Annotated in this window: 18 protein-coding genes; 14 read left to right on the top strand and 4 right to left on the bottom strand. The window is 48.4% G+C overall.

Translation table 11 applies throughout. From position 1 onward, the window contains the following. Positions 1-4: 4 nt before the first annotated feature. The gene (gene rarD, locus AYJ58_RS00810) at positions 5-889 is read right to left on the bottom strand and encodes an EamA family transporter RarD (protein ID WP_106648333.1); all 885 of its coding nucleotides are present in this window, start codon (positions 887-889) and stop codon (positions 5-7) included. Positions 890-1,089: 200 nt separating this feature from the next. Further along, complete coding sequence (locus AYJ58_RS00805; RefSeq protein ID WP_106648332.1) at positions 1,090-1,554, bottom strand: thioesterase family protein; 465 nt, start codon at positions 1,552-1,554, stop codon at positions 1,090-1,092. Positions 1,555-1,881: 327 nt separating this feature from the next. On the opposite strand from AYJ58_RS00805, the gene recQ reads away from it, so the two are divergent. Continuing rightward, entirely contained in the window at positions 1,882-3,705 is a 1,824-nt protein-coding gene (gene recQ, locus AYJ58_RS00800) for a DNA helicase RecQ (protein WP_106648331.1), read from the top strand. Here the strand turns inward: recQ and AYJ58_RS00795 are convergent. After that, on the bottom strand, positions 3,687-5,468 hold the full coding sequence (locus AYJ58_RS00795) for a diguanylate cyclase domain-containing protein (protein ID WP_106648330.1): 1,782 nt from the start codon (positions 5,466-5,468) through the stop codon (positions 3,687-3,689). The two genes, recQ and AYJ58_RS00795, sit on opposite strands and share 19 nt — an antisense overlap. Before the next feature lie 507 nt (positions 5,469-5,975). Between AYJ58_RS00795 and leuA the strand changes: the two genes are divergently transcribed. The 6 genes from leuA (at position 5,976) to glpK (ending at position 14,302) form a co-directional block, all read left to right on the top strand. Further along, entirely contained in the window at positions 5,976-7,544 is a 1,569-nt protein-coding gene (gene leuA, locus AYJ58_RS00790) for a 2-isopropylmalate synthase (RefSeq protein ID WP_106648329.1), read from the top strand. 70 nt (positions 7,545-7,614) lie between these two features. After that, positions 7,615-8,709, top strand: coding sequence for a 3-isopropylmalate dehydrogenase (gene leuB, locus AYJ58_RS00785; protein WP_106648328.1), 1,095 nt, complete (start codon positions 7,615-7,617; stop codon positions 8,707-8,709). Beyond that, positions 8,709-10,115 carry a 3-isopropylmalate dehydratase large subunit gene (leuC, locus tag AYJ58_RS00780; protein WP_106648327.1) on the top strand — a complete coding sequence of 469 codons (1,407 nt, stop codon included), beginning with the start codon at positions 8,709-8,711 and terminating at the stop codon, positions 10,113-10,115. The genes leuB and leuC overlap by 1 nt, the downstream gene beginning before the upstream one ends. Before the next feature lie 27 nt (positions 10,116-10,142). After that, complete coding sequence (leuD, locus tag AYJ58_RS00775; RefSeq protein ID WP_106648326.1) at positions 10,143-10,748, top strand: 3-isopropylmalate dehydratase small subunit; 606 nt, start codon at positions 10,143-10,145, stop codon at positions 10,746-10,748. A 526-nt stretch (positions 10,749-11,274) separates the two neighbouring features. After that, complete coding sequence (locus AYJ58_RS00770) at positions 11,275-12,624, top strand: outer membrane protein transport protein (RefSeq protein WP_106648325.1); 1,350 nt, start codon at positions 11,275-11,277, stop codon at positions 12,622-12,624. Between the two features lie 193 nt (positions 12,625-12,817). After that, positions 12,818-14,302 (top strand): glycerol kinase GlpK, encoded by a 1,485-nt coding sequence (gene glpK, locus AYJ58_RS00765; protein WP_106648324.1) that lies wholly within the window; start codon positions 12,818-12,820, stop codon positions 14,300-14,302. A gap of 158 nt (positions 14,303-14,460) precedes the next feature. On the opposite strand, the gene AYJ58_RS00760 is transcribed toward glpK, so the two are convergent. Then, complete coding sequence (locus AYJ58_RS00760) at positions 14,461-14,790, bottom strand: hypothetical protein (protein ID WP_106648323.1); 330 nt, start codon at positions 14,788-14,790, stop codon at positions 14,461-14,463. Positions 14,791-15,527: 737 nt separating this feature from the next. On the opposite strand from AYJ58_RS00760, the gene mraZ reads away from it, so the two are divergent. From mraZ to mraY, 7 genes are read left to right on the top strand one after another with little or no spacing between them, the layout of a single operon-like run. Beyond that, a complete protein-coding gene (gene mraZ, locus AYJ58_RS00755; RefSeq protein WP_106648322.1) occupies positions 15,528-15,986 on the top strand; it encodes a division/cell wall cluster transcriptional repressor MraZ in 459 nt (152 codons plus the stop codon). Positions 15,987-16,017: 31 nt separating this feature from the next. Next, entirely contained in the window at positions 16,018-16,959 is a 942-nt protein-coding gene (gene rsmH / locus AYJ58_RS00750) for a 16S rRNA (cytosine(1402)-N(4))-methyltransferase RsmH (protein ID WP_106648321.1), read from the top strand. A gap of 10 nt (positions 16,960-16,969) precedes the next feature. Beyond that, positions 16,970-17,284, top strand: coding sequence for a cell division protein FtsL (ftsL, locus tag AYJ58_RS00745; RefSeq protein WP_106648320.1), 315 nt, complete (start codon positions 16,970-16,972; stop codon positions 17,282-17,284). Positions 17,285-17,297: 13 nt separating this feature from the next. Next, positions 17,298-19,052 (top strand): penicillin-binding transpeptidase domain-containing protein, encoded by a 1,755-nt coding sequence (locus AYJ58_RS00740; RefSeq protein ID WP_106648319.1) that lies wholly within the window; start codon positions 17,298-17,300, stop codon positions 19,050-19,052. Beyond that, positions 19,049-20,548 carry a UDP-N-acetylmuramoyl-L-alanyl-D-glutamate--2,6-diaminopimelate ligase gene (gene murE, locus AYJ58_RS00735; RefSeq protein ID WP_106648318.1) on the top strand — a complete coding sequence of 500 codons (1,500 nt, stop codon included), beginning with the start codon at positions 19,049-19,051 and terminating at the stop codon, positions 20,546-20,548. Before AYJ58_RS00740 ends, murE begins: the two co-directional genes overlap by 4 nt. Next, positions 20,545-21,927, top strand: a complete 1,383-nt coding sequence (locus tag AYJ58_RS00730; RefSeq protein WP_106648317.1) for a UDP-N-acetylmuramoyl-tripeptide--D-alanyl-D-alanine ligase — start codon at positions 20,545-20,547, stop codon at positions 21,925-21,927. Before murE ends, AYJ58_RS00730 begins: the two co-directional genes overlap by 4 nt. Beyond that, complete coding sequence (gene mraY, locus AYJ58_RS00725; RefSeq protein WP_106648316.1) at positions 21,928-23,010, top strand: phospho-N-acetylmuramoyl-pentapeptide-transferase; 1,083 nt, start codon at positions 21,928-21,930, stop codon at positions 23,008-23,010. Positions 23,011-23,012 lie beyond the last annotated feature (2 nt).

Below are 23,012 nucleotides of genomic sequence, written 5' to 3'. Positions count from 1 at the left end.
ATGCTCACGCCGTTTTGCGTTTATAGGCCATATCTAAGGTAAAGACGAGCAGCGCGCTCCAGATAAAGCCGAAGGTCACACCTTTTTCGGCATCGAAGGGCTCATTAAACAGACTCACCGCGAGGATAAACATAATACTTGGGCCGATATATTGGAAAAAACCAAGCATAGACAATGGAATACGTACCGCTGCTCCTGCAAAACACAGTAAAGGAATGGTAGTCACTATCCCAGCCGCCATTAACATCAGATTCAGTTGCCAATCATTAGTCAGCATGCTCGCTGTGGCTGTGTCTAAGGTCGCGACGAGGTAAATTAGCGCGACCGGTAATAACACTGCGGTTTCGACCAATAAACCAGCCTTAGCATCCACATTGACCTTTTTTCGCAGCAGTGCATAGAAACCAAAGGTGCCCGCGAGTGCCAGTGAGACAATGGGAATAGAGCCAAAAGAGATTAATTGGATTAACACGCCAGCGCTGGCGAGAGCGACCGCGAACCATTGCAGTTTACGTAACCTTTCGCCTAGAAATAACATGCCAAGCAAGACGTTGAGCAAAGGGTTGATAAAGTAACCTAAGCTGGCATCGAGCATGTGATCGTTATTTACTGCCCAGATAAATAGCAGCCAGTTTCCCGCGATCAGTATGGAAGTAATGGCGAGAACCATCAGTTGCTTAGGTTGTTTAAACAGTAAGCGTAAGCGTGAAAAACCGCCAATAAATTGCATGATGATCAACATAAACACGAATGACCAAATCACCCGATGGAGCAAAATTTCGGTAGCGGAAACATGATTGAGTAATTTGAAATATAAAGGCGCAAACCCCCACATACAGTAAGCACTGACGGCGAGTAGGATCCCTTTGCGGTATTCAAGATCTGGCATGAGACATCTTCGAAGGACAACAAGACGGCGATTGTAGGTGTGTCTGACCGCTGACTCAAGGCATCGCAGCGTTCTTTTGGTTACAGAATATCTCGATAAGAGTTTAAATGGCCGATTGGAGCCAGTAAACATCCTGCTAATCAAGATGTTTACTGGCTTTGATCTTTAATACGGTAAATGAGTTATCTGCGGTGAAACGGCTAGCCCACCATATAAGTCCCTGTTCCAAAAGCGATATGCGTGCCTTGTTCATTATGCAGTTCCATGCGGCATACAGACACTCGATTACCCGCACGAATGACACTACCCGTGCCAGTAAAGATTTGGCCACGGCCAGGTCTAAGATAATCAATGCGCATATCAATCGTCCCTAGGGTTTGCAGGCGTTGCTGCAGCTCTTCGACCGTCCAATCATCACGACTGGCGACCAGTCCTGCAAAGGCCGTGAGTCCGCCAACCACATCGAGTACCGTTGCTGTCACACCGCCGTGGAGGATTTGTTGGTGAATGTTGCCAATCAGCTCAGGCTTCATGTTAATCACCACTTCGACGCCATCAATGTCGTAACGTTTGATATCAAGTCCGAGTAGATTATGAAAAGGAACATGTTGATCAAATACTGCTGCGACTCTTCTCAAAGCTTCGGCTTGGATTGGGCTGGTCATTTTTGGGTCCTTGTCACTGAGTGACTGCATTAGGCGTAATTGGATTTGTTATCAACACTGAGATAAACAAAGTGCGGCTTAGAGCAATTAATCTACAGTGAAGCTCACGGCTAATGCAACTCCGTCGCTAAAATGACGACACAGTTTCGGCAGTTTTTAAAGTATTTTACCCCGCGTTCGTTATTTTTGGCTTAGCCCACTAGGGTTAAAATAGCTGCAATTGTGGTGAATTGCCTCGTCTAAAGCACTTTAAATTACCGTTGAATCCTGCATTTTGAACTAGTTTGGGTATAGAATAGGCCCCCTCACTTTTGACATAGAAGATCCATGGAAAAGCTCGTACTCGACACGCATGATGATCCGCTCTCGCAACGCCTTGCACAGGTGTTTGGTTACCGTGACTTTAGGGACGGTCAGCGGGAGGTGATAGAACGTGTTTGCGGCGGGCAAGATTGCTTAGTGATTATGCCAACGGGCGGCGGTAAGAGTTTATGTTATCAGCTGCCCGCTTTGATGATGAATGGCATCACTATTGTCGTTTCCCCATTGATTTCTTTGATGAAAGATCAAGTCGATAGTTTATTGCAAACCGGCGTTGCAGCGGCTTATCTCAATTCTTCTTTGCCGCGCGAGCAGAGTGCCGAAGTGTTAAGGCAACTGCGCCACGGTGAGTTAAAACTACTTTATGTGTCACCTGAGCGCTTATTAACCGCTGATTTTATTGAGCGTATGCAGTCGTTGCAGTTGGCGATGTTTGCCATCGATGAGGCGCATTGTATTAGCCAGTGGGGTCATGATTTTCGCCCTGAATATGCGGCGCTTGGCCAGCTAAAGCAACTTTTTCCCTATGTGCCCATGATGGCGCTGACGGCAACGGCGGACCAGGCGACTCGGCAGAGTATTTGTGAGCGACTCGGGATTGACCCGTTCCGTCTGCTTTCGAGTTTCGACAGACCTAATATTCGCTATACTGTCGCCGAAAAGCTTAATGCAGCTAATCAGTTACGGCATTTTCTAACCCAGCAGAATGGCACCAACGGCATTATTTATTGCAGCAGTCGTCGCCGTGTCGACGAAGTAGCCGATCGTTTATGTCTGCAAGGTTTTAATGCTAAGGCCTATCATGCGGGAATGACGCAGGAAGACCGTGGCGCAGTGCAAGATAGTTTCCTTAAAGACCAAATCGATATCGTGGTCGCCACTGTGGCTTTCGGTATGGGAATTAACAAGTCGAATGTGCGCTTTGTGGTGCATTACGATATCCCGAAAAGTATCGAAGCCTATTATCAGGAAACTGGCCGAGCGGGCCGTGATGGGCTCGATGCAGAAGCTTTTATGTTGTTCGATCCCGCCGATATTGGTCGGGTCAGACATTTGATTGAACAGTCCGAGCCTGGGCCGCAGCAACAGGTCGAATTCCACAAACTTAATACTATGGCCGCCTTTGCCGAGGCGCAGACCTGTCGCCGCCAAGTGTTGCTGCATTACTTTGATGAGAGCGCACTAGAGCCCTGTGGTAACTGCGATATTTGCCTCGACCCGCCTAAGCGTTATAACGGCACTGAAGATGCGCAAAAGGTGTTGTCATGTATTTTCCGTTTAGGACAACGTTTTGGTATCAATCACTTAATTGAAGTGTTGCGCGGCTCGAAAGGCGCACCGATAGTCGATCGAGGGCATGACAAACTCACGACTTGGGGGATTGGTAAAGACAAGAGCCATGAATATTGGTTGAGCGTGATCCGTCAATTGATCCATTTGGGACTGGCGAGTCAAGATGTGACTCGCGGTTCATCTATTACCTTAAACCCATCGGCACGACCTGTACTCAAAGGGGAGGTGGCGTTAATGCTCGCCGAACCGCGTATTCAGTTAACGACCACAAAACGTAAGGCGAGTCAGTCTAAAGCACCGTTGAACTATGACCGTAAGTTGTTCGCACGGTTGAAGTTATTGCGTAGAACTATTGCCGAGCAGCAGGATGTACCGCCGTATTTAGTGTTTAACGATGCAACGCTGGCGGAAATGGCGGCCATGATGCCGACCAGTGCAGGGGAAATGCTCGCCGTTAACGGAGTGGGCGAGCGTAAACTGAGTCGTTTCGGTGACGCTTTTCTCGATGAAATTGAGGCTTATTTAGCGGGAGAATAATTGTTTGGATTATTCTCACTGATTTTAACCTTGCCCAATTGATTGATACTGGCGCGCTTAATTAAAGACTCTAACGTATCAAAGTGTTGCATTGCCGCGATACCAATATTGACCTTGCTGGACCCCTGCCAAGGCTGAATACAGGCCACTAATTGATTGACTACTTTTTTAGCGCCAGCTGCTGAGGTATGCGGTAGGATAATCACAATTTCATCCATCGAATATCGGATTAACTTATCTTGCTCACGCAGTCTGTGTTGTAGCTGATCCTGCAGAGGCGGTAAATCAACTTGCCGTATTTGACTCGCATTAAAAAGTAATAAAGACAGCGGGTAATTACCTTGTTTGGCGCTGTTTAAGGCCGATGTGACTTGTTGGAGCAGCGTTTCCGCAGGCTCCTCGCCTTCGATACGGGGCGCGCGATTATTTTGCTTATCAATCAAATACCAAATAGCACCGCCGAGTAACGTCATTGCAATTAAGAACAGAGTGCTATAGACCCAATCAAGATTTAACTCTTGGAGGATCGATGCCTTTTCTGGCGCAGGACTAGTCTGATCCTGCTGCAGATCTTGCTGATTAAGGCGAGCTTTAAATTGCAATATTCGTGCAGTGTTCATCCCTTGATTGGCGAGTTCGGCAGCTCGATAGCGTTTAAGTAAGAAAGAATAGGCCTGCTTAAAATCCCCTTGTTCTAAGTAGTGATCGCTCATGATCCCGTAAAATCCTTTGAGATCAGAATACTGTTTTAGATTTTCAGCTTGCTCAATGGCGTGATTCATTAAGGTTAAGGCTGCATCGTCTTGATGTTGGGCAAAGCGTATTTGGGCCAGTAGGCGGGTCGAGCGCATCATCGCCAATTGTTGATTGTGTTTCTTAAAGGTATTGATGGCGATAGAAAGGTATTCTTCTGCTGCGTCGATGCGGCCTTTATCGAGCGAGATTGATGCCAAAATGGCATAGCTGTAGGCAAGCTCTAGTGGCGAACCGAGTTCAGGCAGTAGTGCCTTTGCTTGTTTTTCGAGTTGGTCACTGTAATCGAATTCTTGATTATCAAGCGCTATTCTTGCCGCATTTCGTAGAATGATGTGTAACACTTTACCCTTGGCATCCGGGCTCTGTATTCCTAAGTTGGTGTAATACATGGCCTGGGGGAAATCATGGGTTGCGTAGAGTAAATTGCCCATGGCCGCATAAATATAGGCTTGTGGAGGCCAAACCCAATTCTGGGTTTGAGTATGAATATCTGGATAAATATCGATGGCCAGACGTAAATCCTCGATGGCAGAGGAGAAGTTATCTGTGTCGGTATCGAGTTGACCACGTAAACGTAAGGCATCGACTAGGGCTTGAGGCTGTTGGTAACGTCGCGCTAAGGTAATAGCGGAATCCAGCAAGGGCAGCGCATTTTGAATATTGTTGTAGTTGAGGTTGGCGTCGGCTTGGCAAATCAAAAAATAGGGGCGAACCTGATCGAGCTTAAGCTGTTTAGCATTGGCCTCGCCTAACTGTGCCACGTTGATTGCGGCTTCGTTCTCACCCAGTTGCAGCAGATTTTGGCATTTCAACACGCTCAATCTGAGTCGATTAATGTCAGAGGTGGCACGGGTCGTAAATTGTTTTTCTAAAGCAGTGATTTGAGTCAGGGCTTTACTGGGATATTGGTAGACGAGTTCTGTGAGCTCATCTAACTGGTCTATAGCACTGGCCCCAAAGGGGAACAGCCATAACAACAGGCTCAGTACTAAGACGCGAAAATCCATTTTGTGCTCCATAAAATGCGTAAGCTCTAATATCCTTAATTACTAAGGCGGGATTATAACTTTACTTAATCATTTTTTGCATAAAAAACTATTTTTTTCTAAGAGAAATAAGTTAACACATCCCAGTGATTTCTGAATCCAAACAGCGGGTTAATTCTGTGGGGTCGATCACTAATTTGGCGATAAAACTCACAGTTATTGGCCTTAAGACGGGGCGGAACAGTGGAACATGAAAAAATTAGGGTTGACACTCTTGGCTAGGCAAGTTAAATATTAACCGTCCTAGATTATTTGAACAGAATAAATATTTAAATAAAATGAATAGAATTAGCAGCAAACTCGACCTCCTCCTCTCTCTCCTCGCGGTTTATACGCGGAGGTCTTAGTGTTGCACGCTCGATAAATAGGCAAAGCATTCACAAACCCCGCACCAATGTTGCGGGGTTTTTTGTATCTGAATACGGCAAAAGTTAAATAATGAACGGTGACGTTCCATGGAGAAGCGAGATGTCTAACAGAGTAATTATATTTGATACGACCTTACGTGATGGTGAGCAGGCGTTAGCCGCAAGCCTTTCGGTCAAAGAAAAGTTACAGATCGCCATGGCGCTGGAACGTCTAGGTGTTGATGTAATGGAAGTGGGCTTTCCTGTGTCATCACCCGGTGATTTTGAGTCGGTGCAAACCATAGCGCGCACCATCAAAAATAGCCGCGTTTGTGCGTTATCCCGTGCACTTGAAAAGGACATTGATGCTGCGGCGCAGGCCTTGTCTGTTGCTGATCAATTCCGTATTCATACCTTTATCTCGACATCGACGATTCACGTTGAGAGCAAGTTGAAGCGTTCTTTCGATCAAGTGTTAGAGATGGCCGTAGGCGCCGTGAAATACGCCCGTCGCTTTACCGACGATGTGGAGTTTTCCTGTGAGGATGCGGGACGCACGCCAATCGATAATCTGTGTCGGATGGTGGAGGCCGCCATTCTTGCTGGCGCGCGCACCATTAACATTCCCGATACGGTCGGTTACACAGTGCCAAGCGAGTTTGGCACTATTATCCAAACCCTGTTTAACCGCGTGCCGAATATCGATCAAGCGGTGATTTCGGTGCATTGCCACGATGACTTAGGTTTATCTGTGGCGAACTCGATAACCGCTGTACAGCACGGTGCGCGTCAAATTGAATGTACCATCAATGGCATAGGTGAGCGTGCGGGTAACTGTTCATTGGAAGAGATCGCAATGATCTTAGCGACGCGTAAGGGCATGTTAGGGCTAGAAACCGGCATTAATGCCAAAGAAATTCACCGTACTTCTAATTTAGTCAGCCAGTTATGCAACATGCCTGTGCAGGCGAATAAGGCGATTGTCGGTGCCAATGCGTTCACCCATTCGTCGGGTATCCATCAGGATGGCATGTTAAAAGCGCAAAATACCTATGAAATCATGACCCCAGAAAGCATAGGTTTGAATCGCAATAACTTAAATATGACTTCGCGCTCGGGTCGCCATGTGATCAAGCATCGCATGGAAGAAATGGGCTATAGCGAGCACGATTACAATATGGATACTCTGTACGAAGAGTTTCTAAAACTGGCGGACAAAAAAGGCCAAGTATTTGATTATGATTTAGAAGCCTTAGCCTTTATGGAAGCGCAGGCCGAAGAAGACAATCATTATCAACTGCAGCAATTAGTGGTGCAGTCTGACTCTACCGAAGGCGTTGCTACGGCGACTGTGCGTATCGAAGTGGGCGGCGAAGTTAAAACCGAAGCCGCAACCGGTAATGGTCCCGTCGATGCCGCCTATAACGCCATTGCTCGTGCTACAGATCGTCGTATCGACATCATCAGCTACAAGTTAGGTGCTAAGGGTGTGGGCCAAAACGCCTTAGGTCAAGTGGACATTACCGCCGTTTACCATGAGCAAAACTTCCACGGCGTTGGTTTAGCGACCGATGTGGTTGAAGCTTCGGCACGCGCTTTAGTGCATGTGATGAACTTAACGTGCCGCGCAGACAAGGTCGCCGATTACAAACAAAGCATGCAAAAGAATCGAGAGCTAGGCGGCGTTTAGTCGCTAAAAGCATCCAAAGAGTAGCAAGGTCGAGCATAAAGCATTCACATTTAAAGGAGTTGGCTGGCGTATGAGTTATCAAGTAGCAGTATTAGCAGGGGACGGGATCGGCCCAGAAGTGATGGCAGAGGCGCGTAAAGTGTTGCGTGAAGTGGAAGCGCGATTCGATTTAACTATCGAATATACGCAATACGATGTCGGCGGTATTGCCATCGATAACCACGGTTGCCCGCTACCCGATGCCACGCTAAAAGGGTGTGAAGCGGCCGATGCGATTCTATTCGGTTCAGTCGGCGGTCCTAAGTGGGAAAAACTGCCGCCAAATGAACAACCTGAGCGCGGCGCACTATTGCCTCTGCGTGGACATTTTGAACTGTTTTGCAATCTACGCCCAGCCAAATTGCACGATGGCTTAGAACATATGTCACCGCTGCGTAGCGATATCTCTGCCCGCGGCTTTGATGTCTTGTGTGTGCGCGAGTTAACCGGCGGTATTTATTTTGGTAAGCCAAAGGGGCGCCAAGGTGAAGGCGAAAATGAAGAAGCCTTCGATACCATGCGCTATAGTCGCCGCGAAATTAGCCGTATCGCCCGTATCGCCTTTGAAGCTGCCCGTGGTCGTCGCAAAAAAGTCACCTCAGTGGATAAAGCCAATGTGCTCGCCTGTTCAGTTTTATGGCGCCAAGTGGTTGAAGAAGTCGCGGTGGACTTTCCCGATGTCGAGCTTGAACACATCTATATCGATAATGCGACCATGCAGTTGCTACGTCGTCCCGATGAGTTCGATGTGATGCTATGTTCTAACCTGTTCGGCGATATTTTATCCGATGAAATCGCGATGTTAACGGGCTCTATGGGCTTGTTGTCATCGGCGAGCATGAACAGCACTGGCTTTGGTTTATTTGAACCAGCGGGTGGTAGCGCACCGGATATCGCGGGCAAAGGCATTGCAAACCCTATCGCCCAAATTCTGTCGGCAGCATTAATGTTGCGCCACAGCTTAAAGCAAGAAGAAGCCGCCTGTGCGATTGAGCGTGCCGTCAGCAAAGCGTTAAATTCTGGCTACTTAACTGGTGAGCTATTGAGCAGCGACAAGCGTAGCGAAGCAAAAACGACGGCAGAAATGGGTGACTTTATCGCCAATGTAATAAAGGCAGGTGTGTAATGACGAACGCAAAGACCTTATATCAAAAAGTATGGGATGCCCACGTTGTAGCGACTCCAGAAGGTGAAGCGCCGATCATTTATGTCGACAGACATTTAGTCCATGAAGTGACTTCTCCCCAAGCATTCAGTGGCTTAAAAGTGGCGGGGCGTAAGTTACGCGCCCCTGAGAAAACCTTCGCCACCATGGATCACAACACTTCGACCCGTAGCGCTAGCTTAGATGCCCTAAGCCCAATGGCGCGCACTCAGGTAGAAACTCTAGCGCAAAATTGTAGAGACTTTGGTGTGCGCTTATATGACATTCACCATCCTAATCAAGGGATTGTGCATGTGATGGGGCCTGAGTTGGGGATTACCTTACCCGGCACTGTGATTGTGTGTGGCGATTCCCATACCGCGACCCATGGCGCCTTTGGGGCATTGGCGTTTGGGATTGGTACATCTGAAGTTGAGCACGTGTTAGCAACGCAAACCCTGCGTCAGTTAAAAGCGAAAACAATGAAGATTGAAGTGCGTGGTCATGTCACCGATGGCGTGACCGCCAAAGATATCGTCCTCGCTATCATTGGCAAAATCGGCATGGATGGTGGTACGGGCTACGTGGTGGAGTTCTGTGGCGAGGCGATTGAAGCCCTGTCGATGGAAGGGCGCATGACAGTGTGCAACATGGCGATTGAGATGGGCGCTAAGGCGGGCATGGTCGCGCCAGATCAAACCACCTTTGACTATTTAGCAGGCCGCGAGTTTGCACCAAAGGGTGAAGATTGGGCAGAGGCTGTCGCTTACTGGAAAAGCATTAAAACCGATGACGGCGCCGTGTTTGATGCTGTCGTTGAGTTAGATGCCGCCGACATTGCGCCGCAATTGACCTGGGGCACTAACCCAGGCCAAGTAGTGGCGATTGATGGCAAAGTGCCTAATCCTATTGATGAAGCCAACCCAAGCACCCGAGCTAGTATGGAAAAGGCTTTAGAATACATTGGCCTGAGTGCGGGCACACCGATGACAGATATCAGTATCAATAAGGTGTTTATCGGTTCTTGTACTAACTCACGGATTGAAGATTTACGCAGCGCCGCCGTACATGCCAAAGGACGTAAAGTCGCGAGTGGCGTCACCGCCATTGTCGTTCCAGGTTCTGGCCAAGTGAAAGCCCAAGCTGAAGCCGAGGGCTTAGATAAAATCTTTATCGAAGCAGGGTTTGAGTGGCGTTTACCGGGCTGCTCCATGTGTTTAGCGATGAATGACGACAGATTAGAAGCGGGCGATCGCTGCGCCTCGACCAGTAATCGTAACTTCGAAGGTCGCCAAGGTCGTGGCAGTCGTACCCATTTGGTGAGTCCAGCAATGGCCGCTGCCGCTGCGGTGGCAGGGCATTTTGTCGATATTCGTAAACCTTACTAATAACCGTAAACCCAAGAGGAGAAGTTAATGCAACCTTTTACAACCCATAGCGGGCTTGCGGTCATGATAGACAGCACCAATATTGATACGGATCAGATCATTCCGAAACAGTTTTTGTCTAAGGTGACGCGCGATGGTTTTGGCGTGCACTTATTCCACGACTGGCGTTATTTAGATGATGCGGGCGATGTGCCAAATCCTGAGTTTTCATTGAATCAAAGCCGCTATAAAGGCGCGTCGATTCTGTTGGCGCAGGAAAACTTTGGTTGTGGTTCAAGCCGCGAACATGCGCCTTGGGCGCTGGCGGACTTTGGCCTCCGTGCGATTATTGCGCCGAGTTTTGCTGACATTTTTTACGGTAACTCAATCAATAATGGCCTATTGCCTGTGGCGTTAACCCATGCAGAGGTGCGTCAGTTGATGGATGAAGTGGCCGTAGAAGAAGGCGCACAAATCACAGTCGATCTCACAAGCTGTAAAGTGATTTCACCGTCTGGGGCTGAGTTTAGTTTTACGCTGGCTGAGTCGGCGAGACATAAGTTACTCAACGGTTTAGATGCGATTGGCTTGACCTTGTCCCATGCAGCGCAAATCAGTCAGTACGAAACTCAAATCCAAGGTTGGCGCCGCTAACTTTCAGCGCACATTTGTACTGGTGTTGAGTCCATATTTAAGCGCCTAGGTTAGCACCTAGGCGCTTTTGTTTTAAATCATCATCCATAAAAAGTTTAACTTGTTGTATTTTAAATGATAAATTTTCACTGCTGTTTGTGCGCCATAGAATTTCTGAATCGATAGTGATTTATGCTGAATTTGTTACATCAGAATGATTTACACGTGTTTATGCTATTTTTGATTTTATTGTATTGTTTATTATGGTTATTTTTGTGATTTTACTATTTTGAGTTAATCAGAGTTGCGAATAATAACTGGGCGTATCTAGGCTGAGTTTTGTTTAAATGGTGATATTGGTCACTAAATCTGTTTTAAAGTCGTGATTGTCTAGAGTTTTTGTCTGTTTTATCTCCTTTGGTTGCAAACATCTTCTGCATAAGTAAACTGCTGCGCATTCAATCTGGAGTCTTTGCTCTATTTTGCCTGAACGCCGCAGTACTCATTTAAGTAGTACAGATAACAATAATATGATTAGAGAATAATGATGCAAAAACGTCTTCTGACTTTGGCTGTCACTGCAGCCTTGTTAAGTTCAACGACTCAACTCCATGCCGCTGGTTTTCAATTAGCCGAATATTCTGCCACTGGGTTAGGCCGTGCTTTTGCGGGTGAAGCGGCTATGGCGGATAACGCTTCGGCTCAAGGTCGAAATCCAGCCATGCTGACTTACCTTGAAGGTCGTCAGCTCTCTGCGGGTGGCATTTATGTGATGCCAAATGTCGATGTGACTGGTGATGTCAGCCTTAGCTCGCCGTTGCTTGGCCCTGAACCCGTTAAGATGAAAGGCGGCGATGCACTGGATGTGGCCGATGATGCACTGGTACCTAACTTTTACTACTCGAATCAGCTAAATGATCAATGGACTTGGGGCCTAGCGGTAAACTCTAACTATGGTCTAGCCACCGAATTACCTGCGACCCATGCCGCGGCCATTTTTGGTAATAAGACTTCGGTTACCACAGTTGAGTTTAATCCAAACATCGCTTATCGCATCAATGACGCTGTCAGCGTCGGTGCTGGTGTACGTATAGTTTATGGTGAGGGCGAAATTGGTGCCTCATTACCCGGTTGGGTCGATGGTATCAAGCCTGCTCTGCCGGCTCCAGTGCAGGCTGTGTTGCCACCAGGTGGTACTGAGCTTAAGAGCATGAAGGGTGATGATATCGGTTACGGCTGGCAGTTAGGTGCAAGCTGGCAGATTAATCCCGCTCACCGTTTAGGTTTTGCGTATCACAGTAGTGTGAAACTGGACTTAGATGGCCATGCTTCTGGCGTCTTGTACACTGGTGGTCAAGATGTATCTATCGAAGGGTATTTACCACTTGAATTGCCTGCTTTTGCAGAAATTGCTTCTCATCACCAATTGACCGATAACTGGGCTATGCACGCGAGTGTGAACTGGACCGATTGGAGTGTATTCGATCAGCTGGTGGCGTATTTCCCTGGCGAGGTTAAACCTAAGGGCGGTTTAGAGTCTGATTTAGTTAAAGAAGAACACTTTGAAGATAACTGGCGCTTCGCGCTGGGAACCACTTACCAAGTCAATAATGCTTGGTTAGTGCGTGCCGGTGTGGCGCTAGATAAAACGGCGGCGCAGGACGAGTGGCGCACAACCACAATTCCAGACTCTGACCGTCTGTGGTTCTCTATGGGCGCCGGTTATCAGGCAACTAAGAACCTGAACGTTGATTTTGCTGTGACTTATATCAAAGCAACAGGCGATGCGCCCATCAACGAGCAACAAAATTTATTGAACCTAGCGACGGTTAACTTTAACGGTGAAGCAAGCGGCGATGTGTGGCTTGCGGGTATCCAGATGAGCTATAAGATGTAAGTTCTACGTAGTTTAATTAAGCCCTGAATCTTCAGGGCTTTTTTATGGCTATAGCATAGTGGCGTTATCTTGTTTTACGGCTTGCTTGCTGGTCACGGCGGAAAATTGCGAATATATTCATTGCATAAGTAGTGGATCATGTTAATTCTCGTCAGCATAAAAAGGCGACGGAGAGTTCAGATAGGATAGTAGCGTGCAGAAAAAATACGTGGTGGCCTTAGATCAAGGTACGACCAGCTCAAGAGCGATAGTGTTCGATCACGACGCAAATATTGTCAGCGTGTCCCAGCGGGAATTCACCCAGTTGTACCCTAATCCGGGTTGGGTCGAGCACGATCCCATGGAGATTTGGGCAAGCCAAAGTTCAGTATTAATTGAAGTGCTGGCGCGCGCAGGGATCCACAGTGATGAAGTGGCCGCGATTGGCATTACCAATCAGCGGGAAACTACTGTCATTTGGGAAAAAGCCACAGGTAAACCTATCTATAACGCGATTGTATGGCAGTGCCGTCGCAGCGCTGAGATTTGTGAGCAACTCAAGGCCCAAGGGCTAGAAGAATATGTGCGTGACAACACAGGTCTACTGCTCGACCCTTATTTTTCAGGCACTAAGATCAAGTGGATTCTGGATAATGTGCCCAATGCCCGTGCGCAAGCCGAGCGCGGCGAGTTGTTATTCGGCACTATCGATACTTGGCTAGTGTGGAAGTTAACCGAGGGCAAAGTGCATGTCACCGATCCCACCAATGCCGCCCGTACTCTGCTGTTTAATATCCATAGCCTGACTTGGGATAACAAGTTACTTGAGGCTTTAGACATTCCCTTGTCTATGTTGCCCGAAGTTAAGCCTTCCTGCAGCGTGTATGGCACTACGCGGATTGCCGGTGAAGGCAGTGAAATTCAAGTCGCAGGGATGGCAGGCGACCAACAAGCGGCGCTTTTTGGCCAGCTGTGTGTCGAGCCCGGCATGGCGAAGAATACCTATGGCACTGGCTGTTTTTTATTGATGAATACCGGGACCAAAGCGGTGCGCTCCAACCATGGGTTACTGACCACAGTTGCCGTGGGGCCGAAGGGCGAAGTGAACTACGCCCTCGAAGGCTCAGTCTTCATGGGTGGCGCGACTATTCAATGGCTGCGGGATGAACTCGGGCTTATTCGTGATGCCAGCGATACCGAATATTTTGCCTCTAAGGTTGCCGATACCAATGGCGTGTATCTAGTGCCCGCCTTTGTCGGACTCGGGGCGCCCTATTGGGACCCGAATGCCCGTGGCGCGCTATTTGGGTTAACCCGTGGCGCCAATCGTAATCATATTATTCGGGCGGCGTTAGAATCCATCGCTTACCAGAGTAAAGATTTACTCGATGCCATGACTAAAGACAGTGGTGTAAGCCTTAAACGTTTGAAGGTGGATGGCGGTGCGGTCGCCAATGATTTTTTGATGCAGTTTCAAGCCGATATTACCGATGTCGAAGTGTTAAGACCGAGTAATTGCGAAACAACTGCCCTAGGCGCGGCATTTTTAGCGGGTCTGGCGGTGGGCTTTTGGGAGAGTGTCATTGAGCTTGAACATAAAGCCTGTATCGATAAGCATTTTATCCCCAACATTGACGCCCAGACTCGGGGGAGCTTATACGCAGGTTGGCAAGATGCCGTCGCCAGGACGCGCGCCTAAGCTATTCGACTTAAGCTACTCAATTTGAGTTCTTTGACTTGAGGCATGCTTAAATTTGATATTAAGTTTGGGTTGGTTTGAAATATGACTCGATTGTGGTGAATAAAAAGGCGCTAATCCAATGGGATTGCGCCTTTTCCGTTTGTATTCGTACTGATTTATACTTCAACATCAATAATATGTTGGCTCGGAGGCTTTTTAATTTCCGCGGTATCGTCGGTCACTTCAAGCACGACACCTTCTTTTAATTCTTCGGGCTCATCCGATGCACGGCGTTTCTTATTCTTGCTGTTATCAGTATCTTTGCGTCTTTCCCTGACTTTTGCGTCGCGCCCTTCTAACGTCGGGGGTAACTGCGACTGTGGTGTTTCATGGCTATCGGGGGCATTTGCGGTTGCACTACTGACTTGGTCGACGACCCGTTTAGGGTGCAACACGGCTTTCACTGGCTGCGCCAGCATGGCATAAATGCTATCCAATCCACTCATAACGCCTCCTTGTTACTACAGCTCTTAACGTGTTATCGGCAGGAGTCGGTTAATATTTAGACTATACGCCGTTTAAGTGTTTAAGGCGAATGAGGGGCTTAGGTTTTGGTATGAGCAACAGATGTGAATTAAAGCAGTGCTCAGCAAGAAAGAAGCATAGTGGTTGAGAAGAAACAAGTAGTAGCGAGTTCGAAATCGAGGCAATTTTGTTGGATTTGCGTAGAGCTTTTGGTGGATTTTGGCTAGAAATTTTGAGCCTTCTCGCAATCGTGACATTAATATTCAACCATCTGCAAAAAGATGATCGTCTTTATTTAGGATGGTAATTTAGTTTTTCATGCTGAATCCAACTCTTTTTTGACTGCCTAATTAGGTTGGATTTAAGTTTGTTTTGTTGCGTTTTTGGGTTTAAGGTTATTTTTCGTTACGCAAAATCCCGCAAAGTGAGAATGTATTCCCCATCTTTTTCATCGCAAGCGTCTGAAAGCTAAAGGTTGCTGAATATTTCGGCGTAATTTATTCCTGTAGTTTCCTCTGTTTAGTCGATCTTTCGTGGTCTTTCATGTCAAAAGTTTGTCGCTAGGTTAAGTGCTCAACATGCTGCTAACCCGCTTGCCGACTGGATTTATAAAAGGATCCCATCCCTTGACATTGCTTGTCGACTGTCCCTAAACTTAGCAGTTGTGGGAAATAGTGGATATTTGTGGATCAAAAATCAAAGGATAGGATGAATTAGCGTGTTTCGTGGAGCCAGTGCTATCAACTTAGATACAAAGGGACGGATCGCTATTCCAGTGCGATACCGCGAACCTTTGCAGCTTGAGCACCAAGGCCGTATCGTGATTACCGTCGACATCCAATCCGCCTGTTTACTCTTGTATCCAATCCATGAATGGGAATTGATCGAAGCTAAGTTGTTAATGCTTTCCGATACCGATAAAACCCAGCGATCGTTGAAACGTCTGTTACTTGGTTATGCCCACGAAGTGGAGCTCGACGGTAATGGGCGCATATTACTGCCGCCACCGCTAAGGCAATATGCCAATTTAGATAAGCGCATCATGCTGGTGGGGCAATTGAATAAATTTGAGCTGTGGGATGAGCAATCTTGGCTGCAGCAAATCGATGAGTGTCAGGAAACAATTCGAAGTGAGGAGCTTGCCAGTAACGAGCGCCTCGCGGATTTTTCACTTTAACGAGTCGTGATAACTAAATAAGAAGAGAGTAATGAGTCAAGAATTTGCCCATTTATCGGTACTGCTAGCAGAAACGGTTGGCGGTTTAAACATCAAAGACGATGGCATCTATATCGATGGCACGTTTGGCCGCGGTGGTCATTCAAGACAAGTATTACAACAACTCGGTGAACATGGTCGATTGATCGCCATCGACAGAGATCCCCAAGCGATTGAAGCGGCAAAACAATTTGCTGACGATCCTCGCTTTCAAATCGTGCATGGTGGTTTTGGCCAATTAGCCGATTACGTCGAAGAGCTTGGGCTAGTGGGCAAAATAGATGGCGTATTACTCGATTTAGGTGTGTCTTCGCCGCAACTTGACGATGCTGAACGCGGTTTTAGTTTTTTACGCGATGGTCCACTCGATATGCGGATGGATAACAGCCAAGGCCAAACGGCTGCGCAATGGTTGGCTCGTGCCGAAATTGAAGATATGGCTTGGGTATTTAAAACTTACGGTGAAGAGAAAAATGCCCGTCATATTGCCCGTTGTATCGCTGCCGATCGTGAGAAAACGCCGTTTTTACGTACCAAAGATTTAGCCGATTTGATTGCGCGTATCACTAAAAATAAAGAACGCAATAAGCACCCTGCGACTCGGGTGTTTCAAGCGATCCGCATTTATATCAATAGTGAATTAGATCAAATTGATCAGGCACTTGAAGGAGCCGTCAATGTGCTGGCTCCCCAAGGGCGCTTGTCGGTCATCAGTTTCCATTCTTTAGAAGATCGCATTGTGAAGCGCTTTATTCGCCGCCATAGCCAAGGCGAGAGTGTGCCGCACGGTCTTCCGATCACTGAAGATCAAATTAACAAGTCGCGTAAGCTTCGCGCAGTAGGTAAGGCGATTATGCCTTCCGACGAAGAAATCGAACGCAATGCCAGAGCTCGTAGCTCAGTGTTACGCATTGCCGAGCGTTTAGATTACTAAGGGGCGCACTGTGAGTAAGTCCTCGATCAACCTGCCACGGATTGTCTTACACGATTTATGGCAGCACAAATGGATCTTGTTATTAGCGCTGCTCGTGCTCTGTAATGCGGTCGCGGTTGTTTATGGCAGCCATGTTAGTCGCCAGCTCACAACCCAGTGGGATCAGTTGCTACAAGAGCGAGATAGATTAGATATTGAGTGGCGCAATTTATTATTAGAGGAGCAATCGCAGACTGAGCACAGTCGTATTACGCGCATTGCTTCTAAGGAACTCAACATGAGTCGTCCGTTACCCAGCGAAGAAGTTGTGGTAAAGGTGCCGTGATTATAGGGAAGATATGACTAGGCAAGCGAAAATCAAACGGGTAAGCAAACCGCAGAAACCACAACTAATCCATTGGCGTTTATACGTAGTGGTGGGGTTTGTGTGTACGCTATTTTGCAGCCTAGTGGGACGCGCAGCCTACATTCAAATTATTGAGCCTGACAAATTACGCCATGAAAGCGATATGCGTACCTTACGGACCACGAGCCGTGAGGTGCAGCGAGGTTTGATCACAGATCGCAATGGCGACATGTTGGCCGTTAGTGTGCCAGTGCGTGCTGTTTGGGCTGATCCTAAACAAGTCAATGATAACAATGGTTTTGCGGATATGCGTCGCTGGCAAGCGTTAGCTGATGTATTGCATGAACCCGTAGAAGATTTATTAGACCGGGTACGCGGTAATCCCACCAAACGCTTTACCTACTTGAAACGCCAAATTACCCCAGCGGTCGCGGACTACATCACTCAACTGAAATTACCCGGTGTTTTCCTTAAGTCGGAATCCCGTCGTTATTACCCTGGCGGTGAAATCACAGCTCAGTTAATCGGCATTACTAACATTGATGATGTTGGGATTGAAGGTGTAGAAAATGCTTATAATAGCTGGCTAACGGGTACGCCTTCAAAACAGAAAGTGCGTAAATCCCGCGATGGTCATGTGGTTGAGCGCCTCGATATCATCCAAGAGGGCGAAAGCCCGAATGATCTCGTGCTCAGCATAGACCAACGGATTCAGCAGCTAGCGTACCGCGAGCTGAAACGCACCACAGAGATGAACCAAGCGACCTCGGGTTCCATCGTCGTACTAGATATTCACACCGGTGAAGTGTTGGCTATGGTGAATACGCCATCGTACAACCCCAATGCGCGCGACAATCTGCAAACCTTCAGAATGCGTAACCGCGCCATGACAGATACCTTCGAGCCCGGTTCGACCATTAAGCCCTTTGTTGTGGCTGCCGCGCTTGAAGCTGGTACAGTTAAATCGACCGATATTATTGCCACTTCACCGGGTTGGATGCGTTTAGGCGGCCGCCAAGTGCGCGACCCCGCCAACTATGGCGACATGAGTTTGGCGCGTATTCTGGCGAAATCCAGTAACGTCGGCATCAGTAAATTGGCCTTGTCTATTCCGGTGCAGCAGTTACTCGGCACCTATCAATCTATGGGGCTTGGGAGCTTCTCAGGGATCAACCTTACGGGTGAAAGCGCGGGTGTGATCCAAGACCGCCACCGTTGGTCTGACTTTGAGCGCGCCACCTTGTCCTTCGGTTACGGTTTAACCGCAACCACACTGCAACTGGCGCGCATGTACGCCACCTTAGGCAATGGCGGCACCTTATTTCCCGTCTCAATTATGAAACTGAAAAAGCCACCGGTCGGTGAGCGAGTCATTTCTGAAGATGTGGCCCATGATGTGATGCAAATGCTGGTTGGCGTGACAGAAAAAGGCGGCACGGGCACCTTAGCGCATATCGACGGTTATCCAGTTGCGGGCAAGTCTGGTACAAGTCGTAAGGCGGTTGCTGGCGGTTATGGTGATGATTATGTTGCTTTATTTGCGGGTGTTGCCCCGGCGAATAATCCTAAGTTAGCGATAGTGGTCGTCGTAAACGAGCCCAAGGGCGATCTCTATTATGGTGGTTCAGTGGCGGGGCCGGCATTTGCCAAAGTCATGTCTGGCGCACTGCAAATGTTAAACGTTGAACCCATTACCGATAAAGAACAAGTGCAATTGGCGGGTATCGCCGCCGGGAGAGCAGAATGATGTTATTACGGGATCTGCTCGCGCCTTGGCTGCATTATGCCGGCGCGCAGTCCTTCAACGATTTGACCTTAGATAGCCGCGCAATACGTCGCGGCGATGTGTTTTTGGCACTGCCAGGGCATAAGGTCGATGGCAGACAGTTTATTGAAAAAGCCTTAGATTTAGGTGCTGCAGCCGTATTAGTCCACACGGATGATGCTGATCTGCATGGCAAAGTGTTGCTCAGCGATAATGCCGAGCACGGCGTACAGATTTATGTTTTCCAGTTGAGCCGCCAAGTATCGGCCATCGCCGCCCAGCGTTATCCATTAGCGCATCAGTCTGCGACAACATCCCTTGGGGTGATTGGTATTACTGGAACTAATGGTAAGACCTCGACAAGCCAACTGATTGCCCAGCTGATAACGTCGCTCGGCCGCAAAGCCGCCGTGATGGGCACCCTTGGCAATGGCCTCTGGGGTGAGCTTGTCGATAGCGGTAACACCACAGCCGATGCTATTACCTTAATGCGTCAGTTGCATGACTTTGAAGCCCAAGGCGCGAGTGTTTGCGCTATGGAAGTGTCGAGCCACGGCTTAGTGCAAGGCCGAGTCGACGCTGTCCCCTTCGATGTTGCCGTGTTCACCAATCTGACGCGGGATCACCTCGATTACCATGGCGACATGGAAAGCTATGCCGCCGCTAAGCAAAGCCTATTTCGTTTCAGCACCTTAGGTCACGGTTTATTGAATCTCGACGACGCAGTTGGCGCATCTTGGTTGACTGAACTTAAATCTGTGCCTGCGCAAATGTGGGGCTTTAGTATTGAAGGTCATCAAGGTGCGGCTTTTTATACTAAAAATGCCAAGTTTGACGATCAAGGCGTCAGTGCAACCTTAGTGTGGCCCGAGGGCGAAACACAAATTCACTCCCCACTACTTGGTGCCTTTAATCTTTCTAATTTACTCGCGGCGCTATCGGCTTTGTATCTGCAAGGTTTTGATATGAAAGCGTTAGCCGAGCAAGTGCAATACCTAACGCCCGTCGCAGGTCGTATGGAGCGTTTCACTACTGCGAATAACATTACCTTAGTGGTCGATTATGCCCATACACCCGATGCGATTGAACAAGCGTTAAACGCGCTACGTCGCCATTGTGCCGGTGATTTATGGTGCGTATTTGGCTGTGGTGGCGACCGTGATAAGGGCAAGCGTCCTTTGATGGGCCAAGCCGCAGAGCAATATGCCGACCGCATTATGATGACCAGCGACAATGCGCGTAGTGAAGACCCCGCGCAAATTATTACCGATATTATCCAAGGGCTAATCCACCCTCAGCAGGCATTGACTCAGGTTGACCGTATCGCAGCAATTAAAGAGGTTGTGGCATTGGCGAAACCTGGCGATGTGATCTTGCTGGCGGGCAAGGGCCACGAAACTTACCAAGAGGCGGCAGGTGTGCGTCATGACTATGATGAACGCGCCCTGGCACGCCAGTTATCGGAGCAATCAAGATGATCCCTCTTTCTCTCGAGACCCTAAGTCAACACTTAGGTACGTTTCGAGTCGGTGACGACGTCACCATCCAAGATTTAAGCAGTGATAGCCGTAAAATCGGCGCTGCAACCCTGTTTGTTGCCTTAAAGGGTGAGCGCTTTGACGGCCATGATTTTGCAGCAACCGCTATTGCAAACGGCGCCGCGGCGTTAATGGTCGAGCGCGAGTTAGCCTTCGATATCCCGCAGCTGATTGTGCCTGATTGCCAAAAAGCTATGGGCGCGATAGGGGCTTATGTCCGTGACCAAATCAATCCGATTTGTGTGGCTTTGACTGGCTCAAACGGCAAAACCAGCGTGAAGGAAATGATCGCGACCATTCTGTCGGCTAAGCATCAAATCCTCTATACCGCTGGCAACTTTAATAATGAGATTGGTGTACCGCTTACCTTGCTGCGTTTAACGCCAGCGGATGAGTTTGGGATATTCGAGCTCGGCGCTAACCATAAAGGTGAAATTGATTTCACCTCGGGACTCGTGCGTCCGAACGTGGCGCTGGTCAATAACGTCGGCAGCGCCCACTTAGAAGGATTTGGATCGCAAGCGGGTGTCGCGCAGGCGAAGTCGGAGATTTTTAATCATCTGCAGGCCGATGGTACCGCCATCATCAACGCCGATGATGCCTTTGCCGATTTTATGAGCGTTAAGGCAAGGCCTTATAAGCAACTGAGCTTCTCCCAGCAAGATGGCGCCGCTAAACGTCATATCGATGTCACTGCGACAGGTCATAAGACTAATGCCGATGGTTGTTATCGTTTTATGCTCAATTATTTAGGTGAGTCTTGCCCAGTGGTCTTGCCGCTGGCGGGGCGCCATCAGGTGAGTAATGCACTCGCCGCTGCAAGTGTTTGTATTGCTTTAGGATTAAGTTTGACTGAGATCGCCGAAGGCTTGAGCCAATTAACGCCAGTGAAAGGGCGCATGCAGCCGAGTCAATTGGGCCGTGTGCGTCTAATCGACGATAGCTATAACGCAAATCCTGTGTCCGTTGGTGCGGCAATCGCGTGGTTAAAGGAAATTTCTGAAAATCGCTGTCTGGTACTGGGAGATTTAGGAGAATTAGGCGACAATGCGCCCCTTTTACACGCTGAACTAGGGCAACTGGCCAAGCAACAGGGGATAGATGCCTTGTTTTGTACCGGAACCTTAAGTCAGCACACGAGCCAAGCCTTCGGTGCGGAGCACTATGACAGTGTGGCGACGTTAGTAGAAAAACTCATAAAGCATATTAACCAGTTGCCGGGACAGGTAACGGTTCTCGTTAAAGGTTCACGTAGCGCCGCCATGGAGCGGGTCGTGGATGGCCTAACAGTAGCCTTCGGGCGTGGGGAGTTAGTGTAAATGCTGGTATATCTGGCCGAGTATTTAACCCGTTTTCATACCGGGTTTAACGTGTTTTCCTATGTGACGTTTCGAGCCATTTTAGGCTTATTGACCGCATTGATTTTTAGCTTATGGTGGGGGCCTAAACTGATTGAGCGTTTGCAATTACTGCAAATTGGTCAGGTCGTGCGTAACGATGGTCCAGAATCACATTTTAGTAAGCGTGGCACGCCGACTATGGGTGGCTTGCTGATATTGGCTGCTATTTTCATCAGCGTATTGCTGTGGGGCGATCTCGGTAGCCGCTATGTGTGGGTGATGTTGTTTGTGCTCGGCAGTTTCGGTTTGATCGGCTTTATCGACGATTACCGCAAAGTGGTGCGTAAAGACACTAAAGGTTTGATCGCGCGCTGGAAGTACATTCTGCAATCTTTGGCTGCGCTGCTTATTGCTTTTTTCCTGTATGCCACGGCGGCAAATCCAGGCGAAACCCAGTTAGTGGTGCCTTTCTTTAAAGACGTGATGCCACAACTTGGCGCCGTATTTATCGTATTGGCGTACTTCACGATTGTGGGCTCGAGTAATGCGGTGAACTTAACCGATGGCCTCGACGGTTTGGCAATCATGCCGACAGTCATGGTTGCGGCGGCGTTTGCCTTGATAGCTTATTTGTCGGGTCACGCGCAGTTCGCAAACTACTTACATATTCCGCATTTACCCGGTTCGGGTGAGCTTGTGATTGTCTGTACCGCCATTGTCGGTGCGGGTCTGGGCTTTTTATGGTTCAACACTTATCCCGCGCAAGTCTTCATGGGCGATGTGGGTTCGCTGTCATTAGGTGCTGCACTGGGCACAATTGCAGTGCTCGTTCGCCAAGAAATTTTGTTAGTGATCATGGGCGGCGTGTTCGTGATGGAAACTCTGTCAGTCATTCTGCAGGTGGGTTCGTACAAGTTACGCGGCCAGCGTATTTTCCGCATGGCGCCGATACACCATCACTATGAGTTAAAAGGCTGGCCTGAACCTCGAGTGATAGTGCGTTTTTGGATTATCTCGATATTCCTCGTCTTACTTGGCTTAGCCACGTTGAAGTTAAGGTAATT

The organism is Shewanella sp. Pdp11 (assembly GCF_002838165.1).
Taxonomy (GTDB): Bacteria; Pseudomonadota; Gammaproteobacteria; order Enterobacterales; family Shewanellaceae; genus Shewanella; species Shewanella hafniensis.
Note: the sequence above shows the minus strand (reverse complement) of the source record. Positions and strands in the feature narration are given on the sequence as shown.